The 15,562-nt window shown below is 73.1% G+C and carries 13 protein-coding genes, 1 pseudogene and 1 riboswitch; of the genes and pseudogenes, 9 read left to right on the forward strand and 5 right to left on the reverse strand.

Features of this window, described 5'->3' with window-relative positions; genetic code table 11:
* The first annotated feature begins 676 nt into the window (after positions 1-676).
* From RH94_RS15975 to RH94_RS16010, 8 genes are all read left to right on the forward strand, one after another.
* Positions 677-1,639: a 3-oxoacyl-ACP synthase III family protein gene (locus RH94_RS15975; protein ID WP_158073056.1), complete on the forward strand. Its 963-nt coding sequence runs from the start codon at positions 677-679 to the stop codon at positions 1,637-1,639.
* A 186-nt stretch (positions 1,640-1,825) separates the two neighbouring features.
* Positions 1,826-2,587 (forward strand): SDR family NAD(P)-dependent oxidoreductase, encoded by a 762-nt coding sequence (locus RH94_RS15980; protein WP_073948252.1) that lies wholly within the window; start codon positions 1,826-1,828, stop codon positions 2,585-2,587.
* A 13-nt stretch (positions 2,588-2,600) separates the two neighbouring features.
* The gene (locus RH94_RS15985; RefSeq protein ID WP_073948253.1) at positions 2,601-3,626 is read left to right on the forward strand and encodes an LLM class F420-dependent oxidoreductase; all 1,026 of its coding nucleotides are present in this window, start codon (positions 2,601-2,603) and stop codon (positions 3,624-3,626) included.
* Positions 3,623-3,799, forward strand: a complete 177-nt coding sequence (locus RH94_RS39665) for a hypothetical protein (RefSeq protein ID WP_199880977.1) — start codon at positions 3,623-3,625, stop codon at positions 3,797-3,799. Before RH94_RS15985 ends, RH94_RS39665 begins: the two co-directional genes overlap by 4 nt.
* 77 nt (positions 3,800-3,876) lie before the next feature.
* The gene (locus RH94_RS15995) at positions 3,877-5,127 is read left to right on the forward strand and encodes a sensor histidine kinase (RefSeq protein WP_107428732.1); all 1,251 of its coding nucleotides are present in this window, start codon (positions 3,877-3,879) and stop codon (positions 5,125-5,127) included.
* A 116-nt stretch (positions 5,128-5,243) separates the two neighbouring features.
* The gene (locus tag RH94_RS16000; protein WP_073948256.1) at positions 5,244-5,930 is read left to right on the forward strand and encodes a response regulator; all 687 of its coding nucleotides are present in this window, start codon (positions 5,244-5,246) and stop codon (positions 5,928-5,930) included.
* A gap of 452 nt (positions 5,931-6,382) precedes the next feature.
* The gene (locus RH94_RS16005; RefSeq protein WP_073948257.1) at positions 6,383-7,147 is read left to right on the forward strand and encodes a cytochrome d ubiquinol oxidase subunit II; all 765 of its coding nucleotides are present in this window, start codon (positions 6,383-6,385) and stop codon (positions 7,145-7,147) included.
* A 72-nt stretch (positions 7,148-7,219) separates the two neighbouring features.
* Complete coding sequence (locus RH94_RS16010; protein ID WP_199880971.1) at positions 7,220-9,385, forward strand: MMPL family transporter; 2,166 nt, start codon at positions 7,220-7,222, stop codon at positions 9,383-9,385.
* Positions 9,386-9,515: 130 nt separating this feature from the next.
* Here the strand turns inward: RH94_RS16010 and RH94_RS16015 are convergent, their stop codons facing one another.
* The 5 genes from RH94_RS16015 to RH94_RS16035 all read right to left on the reverse strand — a co-directional run bounded on the left by RH94_RS16015 (position 9,516) and on the right by RH94_RS16035 (position 14,745).
* Positions 9,516-10,433 carry an ABC transporter ATP-binding protein gene (locus RH94_RS16015; RefSeq protein WP_079189056.1) on the reverse strand — a complete coding sequence of 306 codons (918 nt, stop codon included), beginning with the start codon at positions 10,431-10,433 and terminating at the stop codon, positions 9,516-9,518.
* On the reverse strand, positions 10,430-11,509 hold the full coding sequence (locus tag RH94_RS16020) for a FecCD family ABC transporter permease (RefSeq protein WP_234425806.1): 1,080 nt from the start codon (positions 11,507-11,509) through the stop codon (positions 10,430-10,432). The genes RH94_RS16015 and RH94_RS16020 overlap by 4 nt, the downstream gene beginning before the upstream one ends.
* Complete coding sequence (locus tag RH94_RS16025; RefSeq protein ID WP_073948258.1) at positions 11,506-12,501, reverse strand: ABC transporter substrate-binding protein; 996 nt, start codon at positions 12,499-12,501, stop codon at positions 11,506-11,508. The genes RH94_RS16020 and RH94_RS16025 overlap by 4 nt, the downstream gene beginning before the upstream one ends.
* Positions 12,502-12,675: 174 nt before the next feature.
* Positions 12,676-13,080, reverse strand: a complete 405-nt coding sequence (locus RH94_RS16030) for a hypothetical protein (RefSeq protein WP_073948259.1) — start codon at positions 13,078-13,080, stop codon at positions 12,676-12,678.
* 41 nt (positions 13,081-13,121) lie between these two features.
* Positions 13,122-13,311, reverse strand: a riboswitch (cobalamin riboswitch).
* A 165-nt stretch (positions 13,312-13,476) separates the two neighbouring features.
* The gene (locus RH94_RS16035; protein WP_073948260.1) at positions 13,477-14,745 is read right to left on the reverse strand and encodes an NAD(P)/FAD-dependent oxidoreductase; all 1,269 of its coding nucleotides are present in this window, start codon (positions 14,743-14,745) and stop codon (positions 13,477-13,479) included.
* Positions 14,746-14,923: 178 nt separating this feature from the next.
* Here RH94_RS16035 and RH94_RS41405 point away from each other — a divergent pair.
* Positions 14,924-15,562, forward strand: a pseudogene (locus RH94_RS41405) (PucR family transcriptional regulator); the annotation flags it as partial.

Raw genomic sequence — 15,562 nt, forward strand, 5'->3', positions numbered from 1 at the left:
CCCGCCGGTCACGGCGGCCGTCCCCTCCGGTGCCGGACCCACGCGGTGTCCCACACCACGTCGAGGTCGGTCACCATGGCCATGTCCCCGTGCTCCACGGTTGTGGCAGTGCGTCATGGAGTGGCCCCTGCAACCGCGGAAGCGCACCAGCACCTCCACCACCTCGTGGGGCCGCACGTCCACGGTGTCCTTCCGGCCGACGTCCGTCGCCGAGGGTGCCGGTCGGGGAGCGGGCAGCCCGGTGTCCGCATCCGCTGTCGAGCGTTTCACCTGGTCCGTCAACTCCTCGGCTCCGCGACTCCGCCGGGCGCGACCGGTGGGCGGCCGGCACTGCCGTTGCCAGTACACGTTTCTCCGCCGGGCACGGACAACGTCCGCGGGATTGTCTGTCAGGTCGGCGCCGGCGGTGCGGTCGGGGCCCGGCCCCGGAAAAAGGCGCAGTATGTCAACTCCCCCGGAACGTTTTCGGAGTGGGCCGGCCGCCGCGCGCGCATCGCCATAAAACAGTCGCGGGCGGTTCCCGTACACGCCCGCCGGGTTTATCCGTCAGGTCCGCCGTAATCCCTCGCGGAACTTGACGGATCCGGCTTCCGCCCGTTGACCGGATCCCGCGCCGGGCTGCCAAGCTCACCAGTCATCAAGAGCCCTGCACCCCTATCAAGGAAGGCGGGCGGAAGTGACAGTCAGCGCCATTGACGCCTCGTTGGGAATTGTCGGACTGGGCGCCTGTCTGCCCGGCCCACCGGTGGCCAACGAGTCCGTGGGAAAAAGCACGGGCGTGGAACTCGAATGGATACGTGATCGCATCGGCATCGAGGCGCGGCACCACGCGGCGCCCGGCGAGTCGACCTCCGACCTGGCCACCCACGCCGCCCGGCACGCGCTGCGCGACGCCCCGGTCGTCCCCGACCTCGTCGTGCTGGCCACCGTCACCTCCGACCGCTCGGTGCCGGCGACCGCCTGCTACGTGCAGGACCGGCTGGGCCTGTCGGGCGCGCCGGCCCTCGATGTCAACGCCGCCTGCTCGGGCTTCGTGTACGCGCTCACCACGGCCGCCGGCATGGTGCGGGCGGGCGTGGCCCGAAACCCCCTCGTGATCGGCGCGGACGTCTTCACCCGTTGCGTCGACCCGACCGACCGCCGCACCGCGCCGCTGTTCGGTGACGGGGCCGGCGCCGTGCAACTCGGCCCCGTGCCCGAGGGTTACGGAATCCTCTCGACCGAGCTGTGGGCCGACGGCGGGAAGGCGCACGTCGCCACCATCCCGCACACCGGCGGCTGGTTCGAGATGGACGGGCGGGCGGTGACCGGCACGGTGCTGGAGATGGGCCCCAAGGTGCTCAACTCGGCGCTGGACAAGGCGGGCGTACGGCTGGACGAGCTGAACCGGCTCATCGTCCACCAGGCGAATCCCCGGCTGGTCCGCAAGCTCGGCGATTTCGTCGGCCTGGAGACGGACGTGGTCCCCGACTACGGCCGGCGCACCGGAAACATCGCCGCGGCCTCCATTCCGGTGACACTGACCCTCGCGCACCGGGACCGGCCGTTCCGGGACGGTGACCTCGTCGCACTGGTCGCGGTCGGCGCCGGAATGACGGCCGGTGCGGTCGTGCTGCGCTGGCACGAGCCGACGGCCTGACCACGGCGCGGTTCTCTTCCGCGTTCCGGTCCTTTTTCGTATCCCCGACACGGCCCGGTGGAATCAAGGGAAACAAGGAAATCAAAGGAATCGAAAGGTTTCCGTTCCCGTGGTTCCACCGACCGCGTCCCCCCTGTCCCGAGCGGAATTTCGTCGACGTCCGGGCGACCTGGAAGGAGTGGGCCCATGCGGCTCGATGGCACGGTGGCGGTGGTCACGGGAGGAACGGCGGGCCTCGGCCTCGCCACGGCCCGGCGGCTGGTCACGGCCGGGGCGAAGGTCGTCCTGGTCGGCCGCACGGAGGCGGCCGGAAAGGCCGCCGCGGAGGAACTCGGTCCGGCGGCCGCGTTCGTGGCCGCCGACGTCCGCGTGGAGGAGGACGTCGCCCGGGCGATGGACGTCGCGGAGGAGCTGGGTCCGCTGCGCACGCTGGTGTGCTGTGCGGGCGGCGCCCACAGCAAGCGCGTGATCGGCCGCCGTCCGATGCGGCTGGCCGAGTTCACCACGGTCGTCGAGACCAACCTGATCGGCACGTTCAACGCGATACGGCAGGCCCTCCCGCGCATCATGGCGCAGCCGCTGCGGGGCGAGGAGCGCGGCGTCGTCGTGGCCACCTCCTCCATCGCCGCCTGGGACGGCCAGGCCGGGCAGAGCGCCTACGCCGCCTCCAAGGCGGCGGTCGTGGGCATGACCCTCCCGCTCGCCCGGGAACTGGCCGAGCACGCCATCCGCGTGGTCACCGTCGCACCGGGACTGTTCGACACCGCCCTGCTCGAGACGGTGCCCCCACCCGTGCGCGACCTGCTCCGCGAGCAGATCCCGCACCCCCGGCGCATGGGCACGCCCGAGGAGTTCGCCTCACTCGTGGCCCATGTCGTCGACAACCCCATGCTCAACGGCGAGACCATCCGCCTGGACGCCGCCCTGCGCATGCCCGTGGTGCTCTGAGGAGGAGCGACCGATGGAACTCGCCACCACCCTCCCCTACGCCGAGGACCCCAGGAAGGCCGTCGAGGAGATCGTGCGGCTGGAGGAGGCCGGACTCGACACCGTCTGGGTCGCCGAGGCGTACGGCTACGACTCCCCCACCACCATGGGCTGTCTCGCGGCCCGCACGGACCGCGTGAGGATCGGGTCGTACATCATCAACGTCTACTCCCGCACCCCCGCGCTGATCGCCCAGACCGCGGCCGGACTCGACGCCGTCTCCGGCGGCCGCGCCCTGCTCGGGCTCGGCGCGTCCGGCCCGCAGGTCGTCGAGGGCTGGCACGGGCTGCCGTACGACAGGCCGCTGGGCCGGACCCGCGAGACGGTCGAGCTGTGCCGGCGGATCTGGAGGAGGGAGGTGATCGAGCACCACGGGATCACCGACATGCCCCTGCCGCCGGAGAGGGGCGGGAAGTTCGGCAAGCCGCTGAAGTTCCTCAACCACCCGGTGCGCGAGGAGATCCCGGTGTACCTCGCGGCGCTCGGCCCGGCCAACGTCAGGATGACCGCGCAGATCGCCGACGGCTGGCTGCCGCATCTGTTCGTCCCCGAGAAGGCCCGCCGGGTCTGGGGGCCCTCGCTGGACGAGGGCCTGGCCGCCCGCCCCGCGGAGCGGGGACCGCTGCAGATCGTCGCGGGCGCCCTGCTGGCCGTCGGCGAGGACGCCGCGGCCGCCCGCGACCTGGCCCGGCCGATGATCGCCCTCTACGTCGGCGGCATGGGCGCCAAGGGCAAGAACTTCTACAACGACGTGGCCCGCGCCTACGGCTACGAAGAGGCCGCCGAGAGGATCCAGGACCTGTACCTGGCCGGCTGGAAGAAGGAGGCGGAGGCGGCCGTCCCGGACGAGTTCGCCGAACTCGTCTCCCTGTGCGGCCCCGAGTCCTACGTCCGCGAACGCATCGAGGCGTTCCGCGAGGCCGGTGTCACCCAGCTCAACGTCCGCCTGGTCGGCCCCGACCCCGTCCGTCTCGCCGAGCGGGTCAAGGGCTGGCTGTGACCGGCGGCGCGCTCCAGTACGTCAACGGCCACCCGGGCGGTCCGGCCGGCTTCACCGCCCGCTGCGGGGAACTGGCCGAGCGGTACGGCGACCGCTTCCTCCCGTCCCCGCTGCTGCGGGAGAGAGCGGAGGAGGCGGCCGCGGCGGGGGGACGGGAAAGCGGCGTTCCGTGACTGATACCTGTCCGGCGTCCGGCCGCCCCGCCCGGTGGTCCTGGCCCGCCCGGAGGGACCTCCGTACCCTGAGGCCCATGCTTCCCTCTTGGGTTCGCGCGTTCCGACTGGACCGGGTGGTGGTGCTGACCGGCCTCGCCCTGTTCCTCGACTGCGGGGTACGCGCCTGGTACGACGGCGCGGGGACCACGTGGACCGAGGCGCTGGGCTGGGCGCTCGCCCTGATCGGCTGGCTCGCGCTCGGCTTCCGCTACCGCTGGCCGGTCTCGGTCGGGGCGGTCACGATGGTGGCCGGTGTCACGTACTACCAGATCACGGAGATCGACGGGCCGAGCCCGGCGATCGTCTTCATGGTGGCGCTGTACGCCCTGGCCAGGGTCGGCCAACTGGCCGTCGTGGTGAGCCTGGCCGTGATCGTCATGCTGGTGGTCACCTACGGCGAGTTCGTGGCCGTGGGCGACCCGCGCAAGGTCGACAACACGTCGATCGTGCTGCTCAGCGGCTGGTTCCTGAGCGTCATCGCGTTCGGCCACGCGATGCGGGTCCGGCACGCGTACCAGCAGGAGGCGGAGCAGCGTGCCCTGGCCGCCGAACGGGAGCGCGACGTGCGGGCCCGGCAGTCCGCCACCGAGGAACGGCTGCGGATCGCCCGCGAGTTGCACGACGTGCTCGGCCACAGCATCTCCCTGATCAACGTCCAGGTCGCCGCGGCCCTGCACCGCAGCTCCAAACGCCCCGGCGAGACGGCGGAGTTGATCAGCGCCCTGGAGTTCGTGCGGGACACCAGCAAGGAGGCGCTGCGCGAGTTGCGCGGCACCCTCGGTGTGCTGCGCCAGGTGGACGAGGAGGCCCCTGTCTCGCCGACGGCCGGTCTGGAGCGGCTGGGCGAACTCGCGGACCGGGCCAGGGCGACCGGTCTGGAGATCAGTCTGGAGACCACCGGCGAGGCGCCGGTGGTCCCGCCGCCGATCTCCCTGGCCGCCTACCGCATCGTCCAGGAGTCGCTGACCAACATCACCCGGCACGCCCAGGCCCGGCACGCCGTCATCCGGGTCCACTACGGCCCGGACGAGTTCCGGGTGCGCGTCGAGGACGACGGCCGCGGCGCGGTGGACGGCGCCGTCGGCAGCGGTATCGCGGGCATGACGGAACGGGCCAGGGCGCTGGGCGGCGAACTGACCGCGGGCACCACCGGTTCGGGCTTCCGCGTCGAGGCACGCCTGCCGCTGTGTCCGCCGGAGACGGCGCACGAGGACACCCCGCGATCCCGACCGCCCCCGGCCGCGGCGGGAGCGGCGGGCACCGCGGGCGCGGCCGCCGACGGCTGACGGCTGACGGCTGACGGCTGACGGCTGACGGCTGACGGCTGACGGCCGGGGCGATGTCCCGGCGGACCGGCTGGAATCCGGCCGGTCGGGACACCGTCCTGACTACTCTGTGGCCCATGACCACGTCCACGCCCACACCCATCACCGTCGTGCTCGCCGACGACCAGAGGCTCGTGCGGGCCGGATTCCGGTCCATCCTCGACGACGAGGACGACATCGAGGTGGTCGGCGAGGCGTCCAACGGCACGGAAGCCGTCCAGCTGGCCCGTGAACTGCTCCCGGACGTCGTCCTGATGGACATCAGGATGCCCGAGGAGGACGGCCTGGCCGCCACCCGGCGGATCATCGAGGACGAACGGCTGTCCGGGGTGAAGGTGGTCATCCTGACCACCTTCGACATGGACGACTACGTCTACAGCGCCCTGCACGCGGGCGCCTCGGGCTTCCTGGTGAAGGACACCGAGCCGATGGAACTGCTGCACGGCATCCGCGTCTGCGCCCGCGGCGACGCCCTGATCGCCCCCAAGGTCACCCGGCGGCTGATCGCCGAGTTCGCCAACCGCGTCCGCCACCCCGACCCGAGCCCGCGGCTGAACACCCTCACCGAACGGGAACGGGAGGTGCTCGGCCTGGTCGGCGCCGGCCTGACCAACGACGAGATCGCCCGCCGCCTGGTGCTGAGCCCCGCGACCGCCAAGACCCACGTCAGCCGCATCATGTCCAAACTCGGCGCCCGCGACCGCACCCAACTCGTCATCACCGCCTACGAATCCGGCATGATCACCCCCGGCTGGCTCAGCTGACGGACGGGCGCGCGGCGCGGTCCCCGGCCGTGCGCGCCGCCGCGGTGACGGGGTCCCGCCTCCCGGCCGGCCCACGCCCCGGGGCGCACCGCTCCCCCGCAGCCACAACCCCGGGCGTACGTCCGCGCGAACCCCACCACCCCGGGCACCCCGACCGCCCAGCCGCCCCAGGGCCTTGACCAGCGGTGACATCCCCCGACCCCGCATCACCCGGCAGCCACCCGCAACCCCGGGTGTACGCCCCGCCGCCCCGCTGCACCCCACGGGGTACGCACGGTGCCATCCGGTGGCCGACGCGGCGGCCGAAGCCGTGAGCCGATCGTGGGGACGTGGAACTGCGGACCACCTCCGAACCCGCCCGCCGGCTTGAATCCCCCGGAGCCGGCGGGCGCCTCCTCACGGCTTCCGGGCGCGACCACCGCACGCGGTCGCACCGCCGGGGGTGAGCCACCGTGGAACTGGTCGCCACCGTGCTGCTCGCCGGCTGCTCCGCCGCGTACTTCATGCTCGGCGGAGCGGACATCGGCCTGGGCATGGCGCTGCCGTACCTGGGCCGCGACTGTGCCGAACGGCGGCGCGCCGGCAGCGTCCTGTGGCCGTTGTCCCTGGTCCACGAGGGCTGGCTGCTCCTGTCCGTCGCGGTGCTGGCCGGCTGCTTCCCGGCACTCGCCGGCGACCTGGCGGGCGGACTGCGGGCGGTGCTCCTGCCGTTGCTCGTCGGCTGGCTGGTGCGCAACGCGGGCCTGTGCTGGCGGGCCGCGGGGGGCGGGCCGGTGTGCGAGACCCTGGTCGTGGTCAGCAGCTACGTGCTGGCCTGCGGCTGGGGCTGGACGCTGGCCTCCGTGGTCGACGAGGAGCCCGACCGGCCCGCGCCCCCCGTCACGGGAGCTCCGACCGCCGTGGCGGTCGCCCTGCTGTTCCTCGCCCACGGCATGGGGTCGGCCGCGCGGCGGCTGACCGGGGCGCCGTTCCAGCGCGCCCACCTGCTGACGGGCGGTCAGGCGGGCGGCCCGTCCTCCCTCCTGACCTCGGTGGTGATGGCCGTCCTGCCGCTGCTCGCCGGGCACCGGCTGCCGCTGACGGAGTACGCCTCCGACGGCGTCGTGCAGCGGCTGCTGCTGCCCCTGCTGATCTGTGCCGTTCCGCTGCTGCTGGCCGCCCGGGCGCGGCTGCGGCGCCGGTCCGGCACCCGGGCGGCCGGGCCTCCGGGCCGGTGACCCGGGTCGTCCACGCCGCAGTCCCGATCCCTGTGAATCCTGTGAACCCTGTGGAGAAAGACCGAGACAACCATGACCCTGACCGAAGAGATCACACAGACACCGAGCCGGGAGGGCGTGTTCGCCCGCGTCGCCGGCTTCTCCCACCGTCGGAAGTGGCTGGCCCTGATCCTCTGGTTCACCGTGCTGGTGGGCGTCTGGGCGGCCGCGTCGGCGGTGGGCGACGACTACCGTGAGGACTACTCGCTGCCCGGCACCGAGTCCCAGGCCGCCGCCGACGTGCTGACCGAGCACGGCGCCGCACGCGCCGGCGACACCGTGCAGATCGTCCTGAAGGACGCGGACGGACTGCGTGCCCCGGCCGTCGAGCAGCGCGTCGAGGGCATGCTGACGAAGGTCGCCGGCCTGCCCAACGTGGCCTCGGTGCGCAGCCTGTACGACGACACCTCCGCCATCTCCAAGGACGGGACCGTCGGGTACGCCACCGTGGTGCTGGACATCGCCTCGAAGGACATGAAGAAGGACGACAGCCAGAAGATCTACGACGCCGCGGTCGCCGCCGAGGGCGACGGACTGCAGGTCGAACTGGGCGGTGAGGCGGCCCGGGTGCTCGCCGAGGACTCCGGGGGCGCCGCCGAGGGCGCCGGCCTGCTGGCCGCCCTGGTCATCCTGGTGTTCATGTTCGGCACGGTGATCGCCGCCGGACTGCCCATCATGACCGCGGTGTTCGCGGTGGGTTCGACGCTCGGCGGGATCATCCTCGCCTCGCACCTCTTCATGATCGCCGACTGGACGTCGTACGTGATGATCCTGGTCGGTCTGGGCGTCGGTATCGACTACGCGCTGCTGATCTTCGCCCGCTACCGGGCGGAGCTGGTGCGCGGGGCCGCCCCGGAACGGGCCACCAAGGACGCGCTGGACGCGGCCGGACGCTCGGTGTTCTTCGCCGGCTGCACGGTCATCCTGGCGCTGCTCGGCCTGGTCGCGCTCGGCCTCGGCTCGCTGCAGGGCATGGCCATCTCCGTGGCGCTGACCGTGCTGGTCACCATGATCGCCTCACTGACCCTGCTGCCCGCCCTGCTCGGCGTCTTCGGCGAGCGCTTCGCCCGCCAGTTCACCGCGCGGGCCGCCAAGCGGATGGCCAAGGGCAAGGCCGTGGAGGGCACCACGTGGCGCAGGCTCGCCGCCGGGGTGCAGCGCCGTCCGCTGGCCGGCCTGCTGGCCGCCGCGGTGATCCTGGGCGCGCTGTGCGTGCCCGCGCTCGGCATGCGGCTCGGCTTCGCGGACGCGGGCAGCGACGCGCCCGACACCACCAGCCGGCAGGCGTACGACCTGCTGTCCGAGGGCTTCGGTCCCGGCTTCAACGGGCCGCTGCTCGTGGTCGTCGACGGCGGGAAGGGCGGCGTCGAGCAGGCGGGTGCCGCCGTCACCGCGAAGCTGAACGACACCCCCGGCATCGACGCGGCCACCCCGCCGGTGCTCACCGAGGACGGCAAGGCCGCCACGGTGCTGGCGTTCCCGGCCTCCTCGCCGCAGGACGAGGAGACCGCCGACCTGGTCACCACCCTGCGCGACGACGTGCTGCCCGGCGTGTCCGAGGAGACCGGCGCCCGGTACCTGGTGGGCGGTTCCACGGCCGCCGCCGAGGACTACTCGGAGAAGGTCTCCGACCGCATGCCGCTGTTCGTGGCCATCGTCGTGGGCCTGTCGCTGCTGCTCCTGATGACGGTCTTCCGCTCGGTCCTGATCCCGCTCAAGGCCGCACTGCTGAACCTGCTGAGCATCGGCGCCGCGCTGGGTGCCATCACCCTGGTGTTCCAGCACGGCTGGTTCGGCGTGGAGCCCGGCCCGATCGAGGCCTACCTGCCGGTGATGATCTTCGCCGTGGTGTTCGGCCTCTCCATGGACTACGAGATCTTCCTGGTGTCCCGCATCCACGAGGAGTGGACGAAGAGCAGGAACAGCACGCTCGCGGTCCGGGAGGGCCTGGCCCACACCGGCGGTGTGATCACCGCGGCGGGCGCCATCATGATCGTGGTCTTCGGCGCCTTCATGCTCAGCTCTCAGCGGCTGCTGCAGCAGACCGGCTTCGGCATGGCGGTCGCCATCTTCGTGGACGCGGTCGTCATCCGCCTCCTGATCGTCCCCGCGGCGATGGAGCTGATGGGCCGCCGCGCCTGGTGGCTCCCGAAGCCGCTGGAGCGCCTGCTGCCGGAGGTGAAACTGGAGAAGCACTGAGCCGTGCCACCTGTGCGTCACGTCCTCGGACCGCGGCGCACGGTCGCGCGCGGTCCCGGCGCACGGTCGCTCGCAGTCCCGGCGCGCAGGAGCCCGGGGCCGGAACCCTTCCGGCCCCGGGCCGTTGCTGTCACGTCCGTGCGGCCTCCCGTCCCCGTCGTCCCCGTCCGGGCCGGTCGTCGCCGGAGAGGAGCGTCACCTGGGGCGCGCCGCTGCGGGGGTGCTCGGTGACGTACGCCTCGACGCGGTAGACCTCGGCCAGCAGGGCGGGGGTGAGGACGTCCCGCGGGGTGCCGTGGGCGACCACGCGGCCGGTCTCCAGGACGCAGAGCCGGTCGCAGAACGACGCGGCGAGGTTGAGGTCGTGCAGGGCGACGACGGCGGTGACGCCGAGCCGGCGGACGAGGCGGAGCGCGTCGAGCTGGTGGCGCAGGTCGAGGTGGTTGGTCGGTTCGTCCAGCACCATCGTCCCCGCCCGCTGGGCGAGCGCGCGGGCGATCAGGACGCGCTGCTTCTCCCCGCCCGACAGCCGGTCGAAGGGCGCGTCGGCGAGGCCGGCGACGTCGAGTTCCGTCAGCGCGGCCGTGACGACGGCGCGGTCGCCGGCGTCATCGCCCGCGAAGGGACGCTTGTGCGGAGTGCGGCCCATGGCCACCACCTCGTACACGGTGAGCTCGAAGTCCCCGGCGTGTTCCTGCAGGACGGCCGCCAGGTGCCGGGCCAGGCGCTTGCCGGGCATCCGCCAGACGTCCGCGCCGTCCAGCAGCACCCTGCCCGACGTGGGGCGCAGTGCGCGGTAGACGGTGCGCAGGAGGGTGGACTTGCCGGCGCCGTTCGGGCCGACGAGCCCGACCACTTCCCCGGGGGACACCGTCAAGGAGACCCGGTCCACCAGGGTTCTGCCGTCGACGGTCACGGAGACGCCGTCGATGTCCAGGGTTCCGGGTGCCGTCGCTCCGGGCCCTGCTGCTCCGGGTTCCGTCGTCCCGGCTTCCGTCGTCCCGGCTTCCGTCGTCCCGGCTTCCGTCTCAGGGCGGCCGGCCGTCATCGTGTCCTCCTTCGCATCAGCCAGAGGAAGAACGGCCCGCCGGTCAGGGCGGTGAGGATGCCGACGGGGATCTCCTCGGGGCTCATCAGCGTGCGCGCGGCCAGATCGGCGGCGATCAGGAAGGCCGCGCCCAGCAGCGCGGCGGCCGGGAGCGCACGGCGGTGGTCTGCGCCCACCAGCAGCCGTACGACGTGCGGAAGGATCAGGCCGACGAAGCCGATCTGGCCGCTGACCGCGACGATCGTGCCGATCATCAGCGCGACCAGGGTGAACAGCGCGGCCCGGAAGCGGTGGACGTCCAGGCCCAGGGCGGCCGCGGCCTCCTCCCCGGCCAGCAGCAGGTTCAGCGGACGGCACACGCCGAGCAGGACCGCCGTGCCGAGCAGGACCGCGCCGGCGGGGATCCACACCATCGTCCACGTGGTGCCGGCCAGCCCGCCGAGCATCCAGCGCAGCGCCGACTGCGTCTTGTGCGGATCGTTGGAGGTGACCACGAGGAAGCTGGTCACCGCCGACAGCACCTCGGCCGTGGCCACGCCCGCCAGGACCAGCCGCAGCGTGGTCATCCGCCCGCCGGAACGGGCCAGGAAGTACACCGCGACCAGGGCGGCCAGCGCGCCGCAGAACGCCGCCAGCGGCAGCGAGAAGGCACCGAACAACGTCACGTGGAGGACCAGGACCAGCACCGCGCCGACGCTCGCCCCGGACGACACCCCCAGCAGCATCGGATCGGCGAGCGGGTTGCGCACCAGCGCCTGCAGGGCCGTCCCGGCCACCGACAGTCCCGCGCCCACCACCGCGCACAGCACCACCCTCGGCAGCCGTACGTCGGTGACGATCGTCTCGCGCACCGGGGACCACGTGGGCTCGGCCAGGGCGGGGTGGACCCGGTGGAGCAGGATGCCCCACACCTCCCCCGCCGGGATGCCGACCGAACCGGCCGCGATCCCGAACGTCGCCGCCACCGCCACCAGGGCGCCGAGCCCCGCCAGCACCAGGGCGTAGGGGAGCCTGCGGCGACGGTCGGCGGCTCCCGGAACCCCGGCCGGGGAGCCGCCCACCGTCACGTCGGTCACCGGAAGCGGTCCGGGTGGAGCTGGCGGGCCAGCGACTCCACGGCCGCCGGCACCCGCACGCCCAGCACGGTGGACGACAGCGGCAGCACCGCGAACCGCTTGTTCCTGATCGCGGGCACGTCCTTCAGCGCCGGGTGGGCGAGCAGGAACCTCTTCTTCTCCTCGACGGCCTGGTCGCCGTAGTCGTAGATGACGACGGCCTCGGGCGCCCGCTCGGCCACCTGCTCGAACGACACGTCACCGAACGCCTTGTCGACGTCGGCGAACAGGTTCACCCCGCCGGCCCGCTCGATCATGTCGTTGCCGATGCCCGCACCCCCGGCGGTGAAAGCGGTCCTGTCGCCGCTGTCGTAGACGAAGAGCTTCACCGGCTCGACGCCGTCGAGCTTCTCCCCGACCTCGTCCAGCGTGGCGTGCAGCCGCTTCAACTGCCGTTCGGCCCGCTCGGGAACGCCGAAGACCTCGGCGACCTCGCGGACCTCCCGGTCCATCGTCGCCATCGTCACCGGCCCCGAGGGACACTCCTCGATGTTGAGGCGGGTGTTGATCCCGGCCCGGGCGAGAGTGTCGCGGGAGCGGCCCTCCTTCTCGTCGAAGGCGGAGCTCCAGCCGCCGTAGACGAAGTCGGGCTCGGCCGTCAGCAGCGTCTCGTAGGACGGGTACTCCTTCGCCAGCAGCTCGATCTTCTTGTAGGCGGCCTGGTACTCGGGAAGGATCCCGTTGTCGGGGTAGGCCGTGCCGACCATCGACTTCTCCAGCCCGAGCGCCAGCATCACCTCGGTCGCGTGCTGGTTCAGCGACACCGCGCGCCGCGGTGGGCGCTGGTAGGTCGTGGTCACCCCGCAGTTGGACAGGGTGACCGGGAAGCCTTTCGCCGCGCCGACGTCGGTGTCGGCGCCGGCGTTCTGGTGGGGGCTTCCGCCGCAGCCGGCGATCAGCAGGGCCGAGGCGGTGGCCAGCAGCAGGGACAGTGGGCGTCTGCCCGTCGTCATGGGGTGGTTCCTCTCACCAGCGTGTCCGGGATGGTCACCGGACGGGGTGGACGATCGTCGAGACGTGCCGCGACCGGGTGTCGAGGGTCGTACGGACCGCCACCGGCCCCGACCGCATCGGCGGGAGCGGTGGGAACGGCGGGAGCGGCGGGAGCGGCGGGAGCGGCGGGAGCGTCACAGACCGCCGCGGGACGACGGCCCTGAGGAGGCGCGCCGTCGCGGCGGGGTGAAGACGTGGAGGTCGAGGATCTCGGGCCGCCGGGCGACACCGGGACCGCCCGCCCGGACCCAGGCGGCGACGTCCTCGGTCGCGGCCGGGTCGTTGACCAGGCCGAGCCACACCGGCCGGGCACCGGCGGCCCGCCCGGCGGCGGAGGGCTGAACGACGATCACATTGGCCTGGTCGCACACGTCCAGGCACGTCGAGACGCGTACGGGAGCTTCCTCACCGAGACGCGCGGTCTGTGCCGCGTGGTCGGTGGCGGTCACCTCGGGGCTGCCGCAGCAGCAGTCCCGGCACACCACGACCCGGCAGGGCACCGCTTCGTCGGCTGTCCTTCCGGCAGGCCTTCCAGGCACGCCGCATCACTCTCCTCCCCGGGGAAATCCGCCCCGGTTGTCGTCGAGGAGGCGACCGCGTGAGTCTCCTGGCTCTCGGGTCGAGGCTCGTCCCGGCCTTCCCACCCGCCTCGGGGCAGTGGCCAGTTCGGGATTCGCTCGCCGATCACAGTGGCGGGACCGCGCCGGATTCACACCGGCTTCCTCGTTCCGCCGTCGCCTTGTCGCCCGACATCATCGCACCCGGGTCAAGGCCCCGTCACCAGCGCGTCCTGCCGTCCGCCCTCAGGGACCGGGCCGGACACGGGGAGGAGGAACGCGGACATGCGGACGCCGCCGGGCGGGGCCGTGGTCGACGGTCCCGCCCGGCGGCATGCGCTGTCTGCTGCCGGCTGTCCGCTGATTGCTGGTCGCTGGTCAGCGCAGCGGGTCGAACGGCGCCAGCGGGGAGGGCCGTTCGCCGGTGACGATCGTTTCGGCGAGCAGCTGTCCGGTCGCCGGGCCGAGGGTGATGCCCCACATGCCGTGCCCGCCCGCGGCGAAGACCCGGGGGGAGCGCGTGGCCCCGATCAGGGGCAGGCCGTCGGTCGTGCACGGGCGGGAGCCGACCCACTCGTCCTGGCGGGCGTCCAGGTCGGCGCCGCGCAGCAGCGGGCGCGCGGCCTCGGCGATGGCGTTGATCCGGCGGGCGTCCAGGGGCGCCTCCGGACTGCGGAACTCCATCATTCCGGCGACGCGCAGACGGTCGCCGAGAGGCGTGCAGGCGACGCGCTGGGCGGGGAAGTAGACGGGACCGGACGGCACGTGCTCCACGGGGACGCTGAAGCTGTACCCGCGGCCGGCCTGCACGAGGCGGCGCACACCGAACCTCCCGGCGAGGCGGCCGAGCCAGGCTCCGGTGGCCAGCACCACCGCGTCGAAGCGCTCGTTCTCGCCGCCACCGGTCAGGACGGTGACACCGGCCGCCGCGTCCCGCACGTCGGTGACCTCCGTGCCCTCCCGGATCACCCCGCCCCGGGCGCGGACCGCTTCGGCCAGGGCGTGCACGAAGTGTCCCGGGTCGATGTAGCGCTGGCCGTGCAGCCGGATCGCCGCGCCGACCTCGTCCGACAGGGACGGTTCGATCCCCCGGGCCTCGTCCCCGTCGAGGACGTCGAACTCCATGGTCTGGCCCGCGGCGTGGATCTGCTCGAGCTCCTCCAGCAGAACCCGGCGCTCCGCGGCCGTGCGGTAGGCCGCGAGGAAGGACTTGGCCTCGAGGGTCCGTGCCTCGACGCCGCCTTCGGCCAGCGTGTCGAAGCTCGGCAGCGCCAGGCTGTTGACGGGGACGAGCGCACGCATGGCTTGCAGCCACTTGGCCGCGGTGCTGTTGCGGGCGAAGCCCGCGAGGAACCTGAGCAGTTTCGGGTTCGCGCTGGGCGGGACGTAGACCGGGGAGGACGGGCTGAGCACGGCCCGCACCCCGTACGTGAGGACCGCCGGTTCGGGCAGCGGCGTCGCCAGGCCGGGGGTCAGCCATCCGGCGTTGCCCCAGGACGACCCCGCGGCCACCCCCTCACGGTCGTACACGGTGACGCCGACGCCCCGCTCCTGCAGGAACCAGGCGGTGGACAGTCCGACCATGCCCGCGCCGACGACGGCGACACGGCTGGGACCGGGGTGTGCGGGCGAGGGAGGGCGGGCCATGCGGAACCTCTTCTTCGGGGCGGTGGTGCCTCTGATGGTGAGGCCGGCCGACCCCGTTGTCTTTGTGCTGGGCGGCCAATGGAGTGAGCGCCGATGATGCGCGGAGCACTACCGCCCGGGTCACAATGGAACTCATGAGCATGAGCAGTTCCCCCTGCCGCACCGCGGGGCACCGGGCATGATCACCGTCACCGACCTCGTGGATTCCCTGGGGACCGGGTTCCTCCGTACGGTCGTTCCGGCCGGCGACGCCGAGGTGCACGACGTCGCCCTGCCCGAGCCCGGCGACACCGCGGGCCAGCCGGGCGAGCTCGTCCTGGGGGTGGGCGTGACGGACCGGACCGGAGCCCTCGCCCTGCTGGAACGGGCCGCCGGGGCATCGGCGGCGGGCCTCGTGCTCAAGGGACCCGTCGCGCGCGACCCGCAGGTGGCCCGCGCCGTCCGGAGGCTGGCGGGCCCCGCGCTGGTCGAACTGCGGCCGCACACCTCGTGGGCGCACGTCGTCTGGCTGCTGCGCGGCGTCATCGACCGGGCCTCCGCGCCCGAGACCGGCGCTCTGGGCACCCCCGGTCCGCACAGCGACCTGTTCGCCCTGGCCGACAAGGCGGCCGAGATCATCGACGCGCCCGTGACGGTCGAGGACGCGCAGTCCCGCGTGCTCGCCTACTCCGCGCGGCAGGACACCACCGACCCGGCACGGGTCTCCACCATCGTGGGACGGCGCGTCCCCCCGGAGACCCTGACGCACTTCCGGGCCAGCGGCGTCTTCCGCCGGCTCGCCCGCTCCGACGACCCGGTCTGGACCCCCGCCGGCCCC

Source organism: Streptomyces kebangsaanensis, from assembly GCF_001906585.1.
GTDB lineage: Bacteria > Actinomycetota > Actinomycetes > Streptomycetales > Streptomycetaceae > Streptomyces > Streptomyces kebangsaanensis.